The 15,820-nt window shown below is 71.1% G+C and carries 11 protein-coding genes and 2 pseudogenes; 4 read left to right on the forward strand and 9 right to left on the reverse strand.

Annotated features, from left to right (window positions below):
• Nucleotides 1-154: 154 nt before the first annotated feature.
• The 5 genes from ACEPPI_RS09415 to ACEPPI_RS09435 all read right to left on the reverse strand — a co-directional run bounded on the left by ACEPPI_RS09415 (nt 155) and on the right by ACEPPI_RS09435 (nt 7,062).
• Nucleotides 155-1,306: an XdhC family protein gene (locus ACEPPI_RS09415; protein WP_373914771.1), complete on the reverse strand. Its 1,152-nt coding sequence runs from the start codon at nt 1,304-1,306 to the stop codon at nt 155-157.
• Between the two features lie 72 nt (nt 1,307-1,378).
• The gene (locus ACEPPI_RS09420; protein WP_373914772.1) at nt 1,379-2,842 is read right to left on the reverse strand and encodes an NCS2 family permease; all 1,464 of its coding nucleotides are present in this window, start codon (nt 2,840-2,842) and stop codon (nt 1,379-1,381) included.
• 319 nt (nt 2,843-3,161) lie between these two features.
• Nucleotides 3,162-5,558, reverse strand: a complete 2,397-nt coding sequence (gene pucD, locus ACEPPI_RS09425) for a xanthine dehydrogenase subunit D (protein WP_373914773.1) — start codon at nt 5,556-5,558, stop codon at nt 3,162-3,164.
• A gap of 2 nt (nt 5,559-5,560) precedes the next feature.
• Entirely contained in the window at nt 5,561-6,166 is a 606-nt protein-coding gene (locus tag ACEPPI_RS09430) for a (2Fe-2S)-binding protein (protein ID WP_373914774.1), read from the reverse strand.
• Between the two features lie 2 nt (nt 6,167-6,168).
• Nucleotides 6,169-7,062 carry an FAD binding domain-containing protein gene (locus ACEPPI_RS09435; protein WP_356215781.1) on the reverse strand — a complete coding sequence of 298 codons (894 nt, stop codon included), beginning with the start codon at nt 7,060-7,062 and terminating at the stop codon, nt 6,169-6,171.
• A 254-nt stretch (nt 7,063-7,316) separates the two neighbouring features.
• Here ACEPPI_RS09435 and ACEPPI_RS09440 point away from each other — a divergent pair, with 254 nt between their 5' ends.
• The gene (locus ACEPPI_RS09440; RefSeq protein WP_373914775.1) at nt 7,317-8,996 is read left to right on the forward strand and encodes a PucR family transcriptional regulator; all 1,680 of its coding nucleotides are present in this window, start codon (nt 7,317-7,319) and stop codon (nt 8,994-8,996) included.
• Between the two features lie 197 nt (nt 8,997-9,193).
• Nucleotides 9,194-9,952, forward strand: a complete 759-nt coding sequence (locus tag ACEPPI_RS09445; protein WP_373914793.1) for a hypothetical protein — start codon at nt 9,194-9,196, stop codon at nt 9,950-9,952.
• Nucleotides 9,953-10,002: 50 nt separating this feature from the next.
• On the opposite strand, the gene ACEPPI_RS09450 is transcribed toward ACEPPI_RS09445, so the two are convergent.
• Both ACEPPI_RS09450 and ACEPPI_RS09455 read right to left on the reverse strand, forming a co-directional pair.
• Complete coding sequence (locus tag ACEPPI_RS09450; RefSeq protein WP_373914776.1) at nt 10,003-10,680, reverse strand: GntR family transcriptional regulator; 678 nt, start codon at nt 10,678-10,680, stop codon at nt 10,003-10,005.
• A gap of 95 nt (nt 10,681-10,775) precedes the next feature.
• Nucleotides 10,776-11,830, reverse strand: a pseudogene (locus ACEPPI_RS09455) (RNA-guided endonuclease InsQ/TnpB family protein).
• Between the two features lie 247 nt (nt 11,831-12,077).
• Between ACEPPI_RS09455 and ACEPPI_RS09460 the strand changes: the two are divergent.
• Nucleotides 12,078-12,953, forward strand: coding sequence for a (2Fe-2S)-binding protein (locus ACEPPI_RS09460; protein ID WP_373914777.1), 876 nt, complete (start codon nt 12,078-12,080; stop codon nt 12,951-12,953).
• Nucleotides 12,954-13,145: 192 nt separating this feature from the next.
• On the forward strand, nt 13,146-14,210 hold the full coding sequence (locus ACEPPI_RS09465) for a DUF2637 domain-containing protein (RefSeq protein ID WP_373914778.1): 1,065 nt from the start codon (nt 13,146-13,148) through the stop codon (nt 14,208-14,210).
• A gap of 88 nt (nt 14,211-14,298) precedes the next feature.
• On the opposite strand, the gene ACEPPI_RS09470 is transcribed toward ACEPPI_RS09465, so the two are convergent.
• Both ACEPPI_RS09470 and ACEPPI_RS09475 read right to left on the reverse strand, forming a co-directional pair.
• Complete coding sequence (locus ACEPPI_RS09470) at nt 14,299-14,736, reverse strand: ATP-binding protein (protein ID WP_373914779.1); 438 nt, start codon at nt 14,734-14,736, stop codon at nt 14,299-14,301.
• A 132-nt stretch (nt 14,737-14,868) separates the two neighbouring features.
• Nucleotides 14,869-15,754 (reverse strand): annotated as a pseudogene (locus ACEPPI_RS09475) (thiamine pyrophosphate-dependent enzyme).
• Nucleotides 15,755-15,820: the final 66 nt, after the last annotated feature.

The raw sequence follows: 15,820 nt of genomic DNA on the forward strand, positions 1-15,820 counted from the left end.
TGGAGCGGGAGAGGTGGGACGGAAGGGTGGGACGGAACGCTTGCTGTTACCGGCGGGTAAAATAGACGGTACGTCGAAAGGGCACAACCCCCAGTGGGGTCGTGCCCTTTCGGCGTGGGCGGATGCCCCGGCGCTACGGCCGCTCAGCACCGCTTCAAGCGACGGAACCGATCCGGCTGACCACGGTCTGCGACGGGTCGGGGTGGATCGGGATGTGCGCGCCGGTGAGCGAGACCCCGGTGCCGCCGCGGCGGTTCGCGACGATCTCGGCGGCGATGGACAGCGCGGTCTCCTCCGGGGAGCGGGCGCCGAGGTCCAGGCCGATCGGGGAGCGCAGGCGGGCCAGTTCGAGCTCGCTCACGCCCACCTCGCGGAGCCGCTCGTTGCGGTCCTCGTGGGTGCGGCGGGAGCCCATGGCGCCGATGTAGGCGACGGGAAGCTTCAGGGCCAGTTCGAGGAGCGGTACGTCGAACTTGGCGTCGTGGGTCAGCACGCACAGGACGGTCCGGCCGTCGACCTCGGTGCCCTCCAGGTAGCGGTGCGGCCAGTCGACCACGATCTCGTCCGCGTCGGGGAAACGATTCTTCGTGGCGAAGACGGGCCGGGCGTCGCACAGGGTCACGTGGTAGCCGAGGAACTTGCCGATCCGCACCAGGGCGGAGGCGAAGTCGATGGCGCCGAAGACGATCATCCGCGGGGGCGGGACGCTGGACTCGACGAGCACCTTCAGCGGCTCTCCGCAGAGCCTGCCGTCGGCGCCGATCTCCAGGACACCGGTCCGGCCGGCGTCGAGCATGGCGCGGGCCTCCCCGGCGATGGTGCGGTCGAGCAGGGGATGTCCGCCGAAGCCCCCCTCGCAGGAGCCGTCGGCCCGGACGAGGAGCGCGCGGCCCATCAGCTCGGCGGGGCCTTCGGCGATCCGGGCCACGGCGGCCGTCTCCCCGTGCGCGGCGGCGGCCAGCGCACGGGCCAGCACCTCGCGCCGCGGGGAGTCCACGGGCACCGGGGCGACCAGGATGTCGATGACTCCGCCGCATGTCAGGCCCACGGCGAAGGCATCGTCGTCGCTGTACCCGAAGCGCTCCAGGACGGTCTCGCCGTCTTCGAGCGCCTGGCGGCACAGCTCGTACACCGCGCCCTCCACGCATCCACCGGAAACCGAACCGATGGCCGTGCCCTCGCCGTCCACGGCGAGGGCGGCTCCGGGCTGCCGCGGGGCGCTCCCGCCGACCGCCACGACCGTGGCGACGGCGAAGTCACGCCCCTGCTCGACCCACCGGTTGAGTTCTTCGGCGATGTCCAGCATGTGCGGCCTCCTCGGAGGGTTCGGATTCCAGTATCGGATGCGTGGAGGGTCAGGTACGGATCACGTCCGGACCTACTTGACGCCGAGCCACGCCTCGATGGGGTGGAGGGCGAAGTAGATCAGGAAGATGCCGGTCAGGACCCACATGAAGCCACCGACCTCGCGGGCCTTGCCCTGCGCGACCTTGATGGCCACGTAGGAGATGACACCGGCGGCGACACCGGCCGTGATCTGGTAGGTGAACGGCATGATCACGACGGTCAGGAAGACCGGGATCGAGGTCGCGCTGTCGGACCAGTCCACGTGGCGGGCGTTCTGCATCATCATCGCGCCGATGACCACCAGCGCGGCCGAGGCGACCTCACCCGGGACGATCTGGGTGATCGGGGTGAAGAAGAGGCAGGCGGCGAAGAAGAGGCCGGTGACGACGGAGGCGAGGCCGGTACGGGCACCCTCACCGACGCCGGTGGCGGACTCGACGAACACGGTCTGGCCGGAGCCGCCCGCGATGCCACCGATGGCGCCACCGGCGCCGTCGATGAACAGCGCCTTCGACAGGCCCGGCATGCGGCCCTGGTCGTCGGCCAGCTTGGCCTCGGTGCCGACGCCGATGATGGTGGCCATCGCGTCGAAGAAGCCGGCGAGCACGAGGGTGAAGACGATCATGCCGATCGTCATGACGCCGACGTCGCCCCAGCCGCCGAACTCGACCTTGCCGAACAGCGAGAAGTCGGGCATCGAGATCGCGGAGCCCGCGAGCTCCGGCGGACCGTTCTTCCAGGCCTTCGGGTCGATGTTCACGACGGCGTTCAGGATGGCCGCGAGGACGGTGCCGCCGACGATGCCGATGAGGATCGCGCCGCGGACCTTGCGGGCCTGCAGCATGAAGATGGCGAGCAGGGTGATGCAGAAGAGGAAGACGGGCCAGCCCGAGAGCTCACCGGTCGCACCCAGCTGCACGGGGGGCATGAACTCCCCGCCGTTGCCGACGAAGCCGGCCTTGACGAGGCCGATCAGGGCGACGAAGAGGCCGATGCCCATGGTGATGGCGTGCTTGAGCGCGAGGGGGATCGCGTTCATGATCATCTCTCGGAGGCCGGTGACGACCAGGAGACAGATCACGACGCCGTACATCACGCACATACCCATGGCCTGCGGCCAGGTCATCTGCGGGGCCACCTGCGAGGACAAGACGCCGGAGACGGACAGGCCGGCGGCCAGGGCCAGCGGGACCTTGCCGACGAAGCCCATGAGCAGGGTGGTCAGGGCGGCGGCGAAGGCCGTGGCCGTGATCAGGGCCTTCTGGCTCATGGTGTCTCCGGCGACGTCCTTGCCGGAGAGGATCAGCGGGTTGAGCAGGAGGATGTACGCCATCGCCATGAAGGTCGTGATGCCGCCACGAACCTCGTTGCCGATGTTGGAACCTCTGTGCGTTATGTGAAAGTACCGGTCGAGCCAAGAACGTCCGGCGGGGGCCAGAGAGCCGTCGCCGGCCTCCTCCGCACTGGTCTTGGGCTCCACTGATGACTGGGTCATGGTGCCTAACTCCCAAGGTTCAAAGGGGCACCCGCTTGAAGATTGGAGACGCGGGATTTGGGAAACTGCGTTTGGCTGCACGACCCGGGGTGACGGCCCGAGGCGACGCGAGAAGTGCATTGCGTGTACTGCGGGTAGTGCGGGGGTGACCGCTGGTACTACGTGGGGGTTCAGCAGGGGTACTGCCGGTTTTTCGAGGACCGCGAGCGGTGCGGTACTTGGTGCTCCGGGCGGTGCGACTGGAAGTGTGACGTTCCCGTGTCACACCGCCCGGAAATCTGGGGGGTCCGGGGGCCAATCGGACCCCCCACCGGCCGTCCTAAAGGGTCCCGGTGAGGGCTTCCGGACGGATCGGCGTCTTGTTGAGCTCCAGACCGGTCGCCTGCCGGATCGCCGCGAGGACGGCCGGGGTGGACGACAGGGTGGGGGCCTCGCCGAGACCGCGAAGGCCGTACGGCGCGTTCGGGTCGGCGAGCTCCAGGACGTCGACCGGGATGGTCGGGGTGTCGAGGATGGTCGGGATCAGGTAGTCCGTGAAGGAGGGGTTGCGCACCTTCGCGGTCTTCGGGTCCACGATGATCTCCTCCATGACCGCCACGCCGAGACCCTGGGTGGTACCACCCTGGATCTGGCCGACCACGGAGAGCATGTTCAGGGCCTTGCCGACGTCCTGCGCGGTCGCCAGCTCGACGACCTTGACCAGGCCGAGCTCGGTGTCCACCTCGACGACCGCGCGGTGCGCGGCGAAGGTGTACTGGACGTGGCCGTCGCCCTGGCCGGTGACCAGGTCGAACGGGACGGTCGGCCGGTGCCGGAACTCCAGCTCCAGGTCGATCGCCTCGTCCTCCAGGATGTCGGCGATGTCCGCGAGGACCTCGCCGCCGTCGGTGACGACCTTGCCGCCCTCCAGGAGCAGCTCCGCGTGGGCCCAGGCCGGGTGGTACGAGCCGTTCTTGCGGCGGCCCAGCTCCAGCAGCGCCTCGCGGACGTGCTCACAGGTGTTCTTCACCGCGCCACCGGTCATGTACGTCTGCCGCGAGGCGGACGTGGAACCGGCGGAGCCGACCTGCGTGTCGGCCGGGTGGATGGTCACCTGCGTGACGCCCAGCTCGGTACGGGCGATCTGCGCGTGGACGGTGACACCGCCCTGGCCGACCTCCGCCATGGCCGTGTGGACCATCGCGACGGGCTCGCCGTTGATGACCTCCAGCCGCACGCGGGCGGTGGAGTAGTCGTCGAAGCCCTCGGAGAAGCCGACGTTCTTGATGCCGACCGCGTAGCCGACGCCGCGGACGACGCCCTCGCCGTGGGTGGTGTTGGAGAGGCCGCCGGGCAGCGCGCGGATGTCCGCGCTCTCGCCGGCCGACTCCCACTGGCGCTCCGGCGGCAGCGGGCGGGCCTTGACCCGGCGCAGCAGCTCGGCGACCGGCGCCGGGGAGTCCACGACCTGGCCGGTGGGCATGATCGTGCCCATCTCCATGGCGTTGAGCTGGCGGAACTCGACCGGGTCCATGCCCAGCTTCGCGGCGAGCTTGTCCATCTGGGCCTCGTACGCGAAGCAGGCCTGGACGGCGCCGAAGCCGCGCATCGCGCCGCAGGGCGGGTTGTTCGTGTAGAGCGCGATCGCCTCGATGTCGACGTCGTCGATGACGTACGGGCCGACGGAGAGGGAGGAGGCGTTGCCCACGACCGCCGGGGAGGCCGACGCGTACGCGCCGCCGTCCAGGACGATCCTGCACTTCATGTGCGTGAGCTTGCCGTCCTTGGTGGCGCCGTGCTCGTAGTAGAGCTTCGCCGGGTGACGGTGCACGTGGCCGAAGAAGGACTCGAACCGGTTGTAGACGATCTTGACCGGCTTGTTGGTGGCCAGGGCCAGCAGGCACGCGTGGATCTGCATCGAGATGTCCTCGCGGCCGCCGAAGGCACCGCCGACGCCGGAGAGCGTCATGCGGACCTTCTCCTCGGGCAGGCCGAGGACGGGGGCGATCTGCTTCAGGTCCGAGTGCAGCCACTGGGTGGCGACGTAGAGGTCGACGCCGCCGTCCTCGGTCGGCACGGCCAGACCGGACTCCGGGCCGAGGAAGGCCTGGTCCTGCATGCCGAAGGTGTACTCGCCCTCGACGATGACGTCGGCGCGCTTGCGGGCCTCTTCCACGTTGCCGCGGATGATCGGCTGGCGGTGCACGACGTTCGGGTGCGGAACGTGACCGCTGTGGTGGTCGTCGCGGCCCTCGTGGATCAGCGGCGCATCGGCGGCGAGGGCGGAGGCCTCGTCCGTGACGAGCGGCAGTTCCCTGTACTCGATCTTGATCTTGGCGGCCGCGCGGCGGGCGGTCTCCGGGTGGTCGGCGGCCACGAGGGCAACCGGCTCACCGTGGTGGCGTACCCGGCCGTGGGCGAGGACCGGGGTGTCCTGGATCTCCAGGCCGTAGTTCTTCATCTCGGCCGGCAGGTCGTCGTACGTCAGGACCGAGTAGACGCCGGGCATCGCCAGCGCCTCGGAGATGTCGATGGAGACGATCTCGGCGTGCGCGACGGTGCTGCGCAGGGTCTGGCCCCACAGCATGTCCTCGTGCCACATGTCCGAGGAGTAGGCGAACTCACCGGTGACCTTGAGCGTGCCGTCCGGGCGGAGCGTGGACTCGCCGATGCCGCCCTTGGCGTGCTTCTGGGTGACCTTCGTCGGCGTACCCACGGTGCGGGTGTTCTGGGCCATGATCAGACCTCCTCTCCCTGACGGGCGGCCGCGAGGCGGACCGCGTCGAGGATCTTCTCGTAGCCCGTGCAGCGGCAGAGGTTGCCGGACAGGGCCTCACGGATGTCCTGGTCGGACGGGTCGGCGTTGCGCTCCAGCAGCTCGTCGGCCTGGACCAGCAGGCCCGGGGTGCAGAAACCGCACTGGACGGCGCCGGCGTCGATGAACGCCTGCTGGATGTCGGAGAGCTCCACGCCCTCACCCGTCCGGGAGTCGGCCGGCCTGGCGGACCAGCGCTTGGCCTCGTCGGTGGAGACGCCCTTGCCGCCGCAGCCGCCGCCGGCGGCGCAGGCACCGCCGTGGCCGTGCTCGGCACGCTGCTTGGCGAAGTCGGCCAGGCCCTCGACGGTCACGACGTCGCGGCCCTCGACCTGACCTGCCGCGACCAGACAGGAACACACCGGCACGCCGTCGAGGCGGACGGTGCAGGAACCGCACTCGCCCTGCTCACAGGCGTTCTTCGAACCGGGCAGGCCCAGACGCTCACGCAGCACGTACAGGAGGGACTCGCCCTCCCACACGTCGTCGGCTTCCTGCTGACGACCGTTGACGGTGAAATTGACGCGCATGGTTACGCAGCCCCTTCGAGCGGGCGGCCGTTGGTGCCGCGGTACTGCTCCCACGTCCAGACGAGCTGGCGGCGAGCCAGGATGCCGACCGCGTGGCGGCGGTACTTCGCCGTGCCGCGGACGTCGTCGATCGGGTTGCACGCGCCGGAGGCGAGCGCACCGAACTGCTTGGCGATCGACGGGGTGATGACCTTGCCGTTGTCCCAGAAGCCGCCCTCTTCGAGCGCGGCGTTCAGGAACTCCTCGGCGGCCTTCGCCCGGATCGGGGTCGGGGCGGCGGAGGCGATGCCCGTACGCACGGTGCGGGTGTCGGAGTGCAGGGCCAGGCCGAAGCCGCAGACCGCGATGACCATCGCGTTGCGGGTGCCGACCTTGGAGTACTGCTGCGGGCCCGTGGCGTTCTTGATGTGGATCGACTTGATCAGCTCGTCGGCGGCGAGCGCGTTGCGCTTGACGCCGGTGTAGAACTCGTCGATCGGGATCAAGCGGGAACCGCGTACCGACTCGACCTCGACGCGGCAGTCGGCGGCGAGCAGCGCGGGGTGGGAGTCACCGGCGGGCGAGGCGCAACCGAGGTTGCCGCCGACACCGCCGCGGTTGCGGATCTGGGGGGACGCGACCGTGTGCGAGGCGAGCGCGAGTCCCGGCAGCGTTCCGCGCAGGTTCTCCATGATCTGGGTGTACGGGACGGAGGCTCCGAGCCTGGTGACGTCCTCGCCGACCTCCCACTCCCGCAGCAGTTCGATGCGGTTGAGGTCCAGGAGGTATTCCGGACGGCGGTGATCGAAGTTGATCTCGACCATGATGTCGGTGCCGCCGGCAATGGGAACGGCTGTCGGGTACTCGGCCTTGGCGGCGAGCGCCTCCTCCCAGCTGGCGGGGCGAAGGAAGTCCATGTGCGGCTCTCTTCATTCTCAATCGGGTCGCTCGGTTCAAGCCAGGAGGCCGGCGGCCCTCGACTGGTCGTTCACGTGCTGTTAACGCGGTGTGTAGTCAGTACACAAGCCGCGCGTCCCCCGGGTGCAGTCACCGAAACCATGAAGGAGTTGGCTGACGGCCTCCCTCGTCTTGTAGATTCGTATGAAAGGCAGGATGCGACGACCTGCCCGATTTCCAACGGCAACATTCGAGACAGATCGGCGGCGACATCATGCGGCTGCGCGCACTGCTGGAAACCGAGGCGCTGGGGCTGCGGCTGCTGGGCGGCGAGGAAGAACTCGACCGGACGGTCCGCGGGGTCATGACGACCGACCTGAGGGATCCCAGCCGATACCTATCCGGGGGCGAACTCGTCCTCACCGGCCTGGCCTGGCGAAGAAATTCAGCCGACTCCGAGCCGTTCGTACGAATCCTCGCGAGCGCCGGGGTCGCGGGCCTCGCGGCCGGCGAGGCGGAACTGGGAGACATTCCGGACGATCTTGTTTCAGCCTGTCGGCGCAACCGGCTGCCGCTCTTCGTGGTCAATGAGGACGTTGCATTCGCCACCATCACGGAGTACGTGGTGCGGCAGGTCTCCGGGGAGCGCGCGGGCGATCTCGCGGCCGTCGTGGACCGCCACCGGCGCCTGATGACATCCGGTCCCGCGGGCGGCGGACCCGATGTGGTGCTGGATCTGCTCACCACGGACCTCGATCTCCGGGCCTGGGTGCTCTCCCCCACCGGGCGGCAGATCGCCGGGGCCGGGGAACCACTGGCTCCGGGCATCTGCTCGACGCTGGCGAGCGAACACCTCGCGGCGGTCCGGACCGGCCGCAGGGGCCCGCACCGGATGTCCATCCAGGGTATTACCTACTCCCTGTTCCCGATCAGGGGACACGGGCGCGGACCAGCGGGTCCCGCCTCCCGGGACGTGCGCGAGAGCGTGCTCTCGGACTGGCTGCTGGCCGTCGAGGCCGACGCGGGCGACTGGCCCGCGGAGCGCCTGGACCTGCTGCAGGGCGTCACCCAGCTGATCGCCGTCGAGCGGGACCGCCGTGACGGCGCCCGCACGGTGCGCCGCCGGCTCGCACAGGAAGTCCTCGAACTGGTCCAGACGGGTGCCCCGCCCGCCGAGATCGCCGCCCGCCTGCGGGTGGCCGCGCCCGTACTGCTGCCCGGCCTGGGCGCCGCCCCGCACTGGCAGGTCGTCGTGGCCCGGGTGGACTGGGACGGCGGGGACATCCCCGGCGGCCCGGTGGCCCAGTCGCTGCTGGAGGAGATCCTGGTCGACCCGTCGCTGTCCGGGCCGGAACCCTCCGACCGGATCGCGGTCGCCCACTCGGGTGACGAGGCCATCGCCCTGGTACCCCTGCCCGCCCTCTCCGGCGACTCCGGCGAGGACAAGGGACCCGACTCCGCGCTCCACGCGGACGCGCTGCTGGCGGCCGTACGCGAACCCCTGGCCGCCGGTCTGGCCGACGACGGGCGGCTCACCCTCGGCGTCAGCGCGGCCGTGCACTCCGCGGAGGGGCTGCGCGGGGCGCTGGAGGAGGCCCGGCACGCCCGCCGGGTCGCCGCGGCCCGGCCCGGCCGGGTCTGCGCCGCCGGCCACCACGAGCTCGCCTCGCACGTGCTGCTGCTGCCGTTCGTCCCGGACGACGTGCGCCGCGCCTTCACGGCCCGGCTGCTGGACCCGCTGCGCGACTACGACCGCCGCCACCGCGCGGAGCTCATCCCGACCCTGGAGGCCTTCCTCGACTGCGACGGCTCCTGGACCCGCTGCGCGACCCGATTGCACCTGCACGTCAACACGCTGCGTTACCGGGTCGGGCGAATCGAGCAGCTGACCGCGCGCGACCTTTCCCGGCTGGAGGACAAGCTCGACTTCTTCCTCGCCCTGCGGATGAGCTGATTCCGCAGGCCACCGCCCTCCTGAGCAGGGCGGCGGCCGAGGGGACGGCGTGAGACGGCTGACGAACCGTCCGGACTTTGTGAAAGAGTTCACCCGACCCCTTGGCCGAGGCAGCCGATCCGTGCTCTCATTTCGCCCCAGGGCTCAAAGACGTGCTGCTTGGTTGCTTCGGGGAGGGCAATGTGGCGGATACCGCCATGTCCGGTGCGGGATCAACCGGGGGCGACGACCCCCTCCAGCGGGCGATATGGCGGCTGCGCTCGCGCGGCTGTTGGACCGACGCGGCGGCCCTGCTGGCGCCACACGCGGGCGAGGCCCGGGCGGCGGTGCAGCGCACCGCGCTCCTGGTGGAACGCTGCCTGTTCACCGGTCAGGGCTGGGCCGAGGCGGAGGACGCCCTGCGGGTGGCCGAAGCCGTGGCCCGGGACGACGACGAACGCGGCGCCGCCGCCTGCGAGCGGGGCCAACTGGCCTACGCCGCCACGGTGCTCGGCGTCCGGGACCGGGCCGACGAGGCCCGCTCGGCGCTCGGCCGCGCGGCGGCCCTGCTCGCGCCCACCTCGCGCACCCGGCCGCTGCTGGACTTCCGGCGGGGACTGGTCGCCGAGCACCTGGCGGACGCCCCGCAGGCGGCCCGGCCGGCGTACCACCGGGCCCATGCGGGGGCGGAGGCGCACGGGGACACCCTGCTGCTGTCGTTCACGTGGCGGCACCTGGCCGCACTGGCCCTGCGCGATGGCGAGATGGCCGAGGCGCGCAAGGGCTTCGCGGAGTCCCTGCGCATCCGGGAGGACCTGGGGTTCCTGGTCGGCACCGCCCCGGCACTGGCGGCACTGGCCGAGGCCGAGCCGGAGCCGGAGGCCGCCCGGCTGCGCGCGGAGGCCCGCCGCCTGTTCCACCTGCTGGGCGGCATCCCCACCTGGCTCGCGGACCAGCTGGCCCCGTCCCCGGCCTGACCCGGTCCGACCAGATCCGACCCGGCCGAAGCCGGCCGGGATCCGCCGGGTCAGCCGGCGGATCCCGCGAAGTGCTCCCGTACGAGCGACTCCACCACCGGGAGGTCCTGGGCGATCAGGGCCTCCAGGAGGGCCGAGTGCTCCGCCGCGTCGGCGACGAGGTCGGCGCCGCGCATCCGCGGGGCGCCCGGCAGGGGCCACTGCGCCCGGCGGTGGAGCTCTTCCGCGATCCGCACCAGCTGGGTGTTCTCCGCCAGGGAGAGCACCGCCCGGTGGAAGGCCCGGTCGGCGTCCGCGTACCCCGGCAGGTCGCCCGCGGCGGCCGCCTCCGCGGTGGCGAGGGCCGCCGGACGCAGGGCCTCCCAGGTGGCGGCGGGCACGGTGCGGGCCAGCCGGAGCATCACCGGCACTTCGAGCAGGGCGCGGACCTCGGCCAGTTCGGCCAGTGCGCGCGGGGTGCCGGACAGCACCCGGAAGCCCCGGTTGGGCAGGCACTCCACCGCGCCTTCCAGCGCCAGCTGCTGCATCGCCTCGCGCACGGGGGTCGCGGAGACCCCGAAGCGCTCGCCGAGCGCGGGGCCCGAGTAGATCTGCCCGGGTGCCAGCTCCCCGTCGACGAGGGCGGCGCGCAGCGCGTCCAGGACCTGCCCGCGCACCGAATGGCGCAGCACCTTCTGCGCGGGTACCAGCGGTTCCTCGGACACCGGGGCGTGGGCCGCTTCGTGCACTCGGTCCTCCTCCAGGTCTCGGGACCGGTACCGAGGATAGTTGAAACCTCCCCTCCCTGAAGGGATGGGGATTCCTGCCTCGCTTTGCCTGGCACCTAGCAGGTGGCGGGTCTTACAAGTTCAGCGCCAGCCGGGTTGAGACCAGCCCGGACGAGCATCACGCGGGCGGAGTTCTTGTCCCTGGGGGACACCGCTCCGCACGCGGTGCACGTATACGTTCTCTCGGAGAGGGGGAGTGCGTGCTTGGCTCTCGCACCGCACTGTGCGCAGTCCATGGTGGTGTGCGCGGGGTGGACCAGGTGCACGGTCCGCCCGTGCTTGCGGGCCATCTCGACCAGGGCCGTCTTGGTGGCGCCGATCGCGGCGTCGGCCGCCTTGCGGGCCATGGTGGACTTCGCGGGGAAGCGCGGCCGGAAGTCCTCCACGGCGAGGTGGTCGAAGTCCCGGACGACGGCTTTGGCCCACTTGCGGCCGGTGTCCTGCCGCTGCCGGGCGATCTTCTTCGACACCTTCGCCGCAGCCCGGCGGGCCCTGCGGTACCCGGCAGTGTCGGGCCGGTTCCTCGGCGTCTTCCGGCGGGCCATCATCCGCTGGTAGCGGGCCAGCTTCACAGCGGCCGTCTTCCCATGCTCGGCATGCGGCAGGTCGTGGGCATCGGAGGTGGTGGTCGGGGTCTCCTTGATGCCCCAGTCGACGCCGATCACCCGTCCCGTGGCGGGCAGCGGGACGGCCTCGGTGGCGACGACGAACGAGGCGTACCAATGCCCGAGGCTGTCCCGGTAGATCCGCACCGAACTGGGTGCGGACGGAAGATCACGCGACCACGCCACCGACAAAGTGATCCCGCCGGCCAGGTGCAGGCGACCGCCTCGCACCCGGAACCCGCGGGTGGTGTAGTTCAACGACGGCAGCGCCTCGCGCCTGCGCTTGATGCGGGGCATCCCGGCCCGCTGCCTGACGGGCAGCTTCGCCTTGACGTCTTCGAGGGCCTTGGCGCGGGACGCGGGACATCGCCACGCACTCATTCCAACACCCAACGGCACCGCGCCCACTCCCCTTCCAGGGCAGCCCGCGCGGCGGACGACACACGAAGCCGGAAGGTGTACCGGGCATGCCCGCCACCATCAGCTCCCGATCCCGCCGTCGTCATGCTCCACAACCTAACGCCCGCCACTGACAACGAAAGAGAGTGCAGGTCAGAGCAAATGTGCAACGAACTCCGCCACTTCACGGCTCCGCCCCGAGGACCCATTCCTCCCCGGCCTGAAGGCCGGGGCCTCCTGGGGGAAATCAGGTGAATTCCCCCGGCACGACGGGGGCGCCGGGGGCGGACGGAGCACGAAGATCAGGTAAGGTTAGGCTTACCTTTCAACGATCGCGTGATTCGGTGATGCGTCATGACCGGCCCGGCTGCCGACGTCCTGCTCCCACCCGCACCCGCCCCGGCCGGCTCTCCGCTGGCGGGGGCGTACGGGTGCCTGACGGCTGCCTACCCGGGCCTGCGGATCGACGAGCGCGACGCGCACGAACCCCTCCCCCGCGGTGCGGGCTGGGTCGGCGCGGACGAGCTCGCCGCGGGTGGCGCGGCCCTCGACGACCACCTCGCCTGGGACGCGGCCCAGGTGCTGCGGGACTACGGGCGGCCGGCACGGCCCGACGTGGTGGCCGGCTTCGGCCTGCACCGGTACGCCTGGCCGGCCTGTCTGCTGATCACCGTCCCGTGGTTCCTGGAGCGCCGGGTGCCCCGGCTGCCGGTGGACCGGGTGGCCTTCCACCGGACGGAGGGCCGGATGTCCGTACGGGTCGAGGAGTTCGCCTGCCTGCCCGGCGATCCGGCGGCCGGCCTCCCCGGGGCCCGGACCGTCCCCGACGAGGAGGCACTGCGCGAAGAGGTGCGGGCAGCGGTGGCCCAGCACCTCGGGCCGGTGCTGGAAGGTTTCGGCCCCCGCCTGCGGCGCGGCCCGCGGGCCCGGTGGGCGCTGGCCACCGACGAGGTCGTCGAGGGCCTCTGGTACCTCGGGAGCCTGCTCGGCGAGGAGCGGCGGGCCGTCGCCGAACTGCGGCGGCTGCTGCCCGGCGGACCCGCCCCGTACACGGGGGGCGCCGACTTCCGCACCCTGACCGGCCCCGGCGGCGAGGAGCTGACCACCCGCGACCGGGCCGGCTGCTGCTTCTTCTACACGATCCGCCCCGAGGACACCTGCACGACCTGCCCACGCACCTGCGACACGGACCGCGTCAGCAGGCTCGCGGCAGTGGCCGCCGCCGGCTGAACCCACCCCCGGGGATGAAGCCGATTCGAACACAACTCGGGTCACCCAGACCTCAGTTCGAGCCGCAACGCCCTATCCGGCGGGCCCCCACCCCCGTTGGCGTCCTCTTGCCCCGAAACCCGCGTGCACCACGGACCCGCTGCGCCACTATGGCGCCCGGAAAGCCGCATACGCGAGGCAAGGGACAACCGCATGAGACTGACCGACATATCGCTGGACTGGCTGCTGCCCGGCGGCCTGTTGATCCTGGGCGTACTTGCGGCAGTGGCGGTGCTGGCCCGGGGCAAGCGGGAGAGCGAGAAGGCCGCGGCCGACGACAGCTGGGAACGCAGCGAGGAACGCAGGCGCCGCAAGGAGGCCGTCTACGGAACCGCTTCCTACGTCCTGCTCTTCTGCTGCGCGGCGGTGGCCGCCGCACTTTCCTTCCACGGGCTGGTCGGCTTCGGCCGGCAGAACCTCAACCTCTCCGGGGGCTGGGAGTACCTGGTTCCCTTCGGCCTCGACGGCGCCGCCATGTTCTGCTCGGTGCTCGCCGTCCGCGAAGCCAGCCACGGTGACGCGGCCCTCGGCTCGCGCATGCTGGTCTGGCTGTTCGCGGGCGCGGCCGCCTGGTTCAACTGGGTCCACGCACCCAGGGGTTCGGGCCACGACGGGGCCCCGCAGTTCTTCGCGGGGATGTCGCTCTCGGCGGCCGTGCTCTTCGACCGCGCCCTCAAGCAGACCCGCCGCGCGGCACTGCGCGAACAGGGCCTGATCCCGCGTCCGTTGCCGCAGATCCGGATGGTCCGCTGGCTGCGGGCCCCGCGGGAGACCTTCGGCGCCTGGTCGCTGATGCTGCTGGAGGGCGTACGCACCCTCGACGAGGCCGTGGACGAGGTGCGCGAGGACAAGAAGGAGAAGGAGAACGACCGGCACCGCAGGCGGGAGCAACACCGCCTGGACCGCGCCCACATCAAGGCGCTGGGCCGGCAGAACAGGGCGTTCGGGCGGGCCCGCGCGCGCCAGGTCGACATGCCGGGGCTGGCCCCCGGATCGGGCTCCGCGCCGGTCGGCGCGGAGCCGGCCATATCGGAAGCGGGACAGCTGCCCCTGCGCCGAAGGCCCTCCCTGCAATCCGTGAACGCGAACGGAAGCGAATCACCTGACCCGTCCGCTCCCCGGACCGTCGACCTCACCGCCGAGGACGACACCCAGACCCTCCCCCGGCTCGACTCGCTGGAGCGCAAACTGAAGGATCTGGAACAGCAGTTCGGCTGAGCCGGACCGCACACGTGTCGGCGGGGCGCGACGCGCCCCGCCGTCGCACGTCCGGGCCCGGCGGACAGCGGGGATCCGGCCCCGCGGCTCAGGCCGTGGCGGGCGCCTCCAGTTCGAACCAGACCACCTTGCCGCGCCCCGGTGCGAGCGGATCCACGCCCCAGGCGTCGGCCAGTGCCTGCACCAGGACCAGCCCCCGGCCGTGCGTACCGTCGTCGGCGGACGTTACGTACGGAGTGGGGCGGCGGGCGTTGAAATCGCGCACCTCCACCCGAAGGCGGGCGGCGACGAGGGTCACGGACACCTCGGCACCCTGCTCGGTGTGCACCAGGGCATTGGTGACCAGCTCGGTGACCAGCAGTTCCGCCACGTCGGAGGTCTCGGCGCGGCAGCGGTGCCGCACCAGCTCCCGCAGGGCCCCGCGGACCTCGCCGACCGCCTTCAGATCGGCCCGGCGCACGCTGCGTCTGATCTCGGTCGCACCCGTCCTCGCCGCCCCGTCCCCGACGGACGGCTCGCGCGCCACCGGGCTCCCTCTTCTCCACGGCTTCCCGGTATTCGCCCCCACCCGCACGGCGATGCCCCTCCCACTTTCCCCACGTGCTCGAACAGGCCTGCGGAATGCATGCCCCCCGGGGCAATCCGCACTCCTGCGCCCTCAGGGGCGGGGCACGTTGCGGAGGTTGGATCGAGCCATCTGGATCATTCGGCCGACGCCGCCGTCCAGCACGATCTTGCTGGCGGACAGTGCGAATCCGGTCACCATATCGGCGCTGATCTTAGGCGGAATGGACAGCGCGTTGGGGTCGGTCACCACGTCCACCAGAGCGGGTCCCCGGTGCTGGAAAGCGTCCCGCAAAGCCCCTGTGAGCTGCTTGGGCTTCTCCACGCGGACCCCGAACGCGCCGGCCGCGCGGGCGATGGCGGCGAAATCCGGGTTCCGGTTCGTGGTTCCGTACGAAGGAAGGCCGGAAATCATCATTTCCAACTCGACCATTCCGAGCGATGAGTTGTTGAACAGGACCACTTTGACGGGCAGGTCGTACTGCACGAGGGTGAGGAAATCTCCCATCAGCATGGAGAAACCACCGTCACCCGACATCGACACCACTTGACGGCCCCGGTCGGTGAACTGTGCGCCGATGGCCTGCGGGAGGGCATTGGCCATGGAACCGTGGCTGAAGGAACCGATGATGCGCCGCTTGCCGTTCGGGGAGGCCGATCTCGCCGGAGGGGATGTGCGAGGCGAGCGCGAGGACCGGGGCCATGGAGCGCTGGGCGTCGTAGAGGCCGTTGATCAGGTGGAGGTTGCCGGGGCCGCAGGAGCCCGCGCAGGCGGCGAGGCGGCCGGTGATCTGGGCCTCGGCTCCGGCCGCGAAGGCGGCTGTCTCCTCGTGGCGGACCTGGATCCATTCGATGTCGCCGGTCCGGCGGATGGCGTCGACGACCGGGTTGAGGCTGTCGCCGACGACCCCGTACATCCGTCGTACGCCCGCGCGCACGAGGATGTCCACGAACTGCTCCGCGACGTTCTGCTTGGCCATGGAGGGTCGCCCCTTCTGCTGCGGCTTCGGTCCGGTCCGGGTGCGCCTCCCATCCACGCACGTTCC

It is taken from the genome of Streptomyces sp. AB3(2024) (assembly GCF_041862025.1).
Classification (GTDB): Bacteria; Actinomycetota; Actinomycetes; order Streptomycetales; family Streptomycetaceae; genus Streptomyces.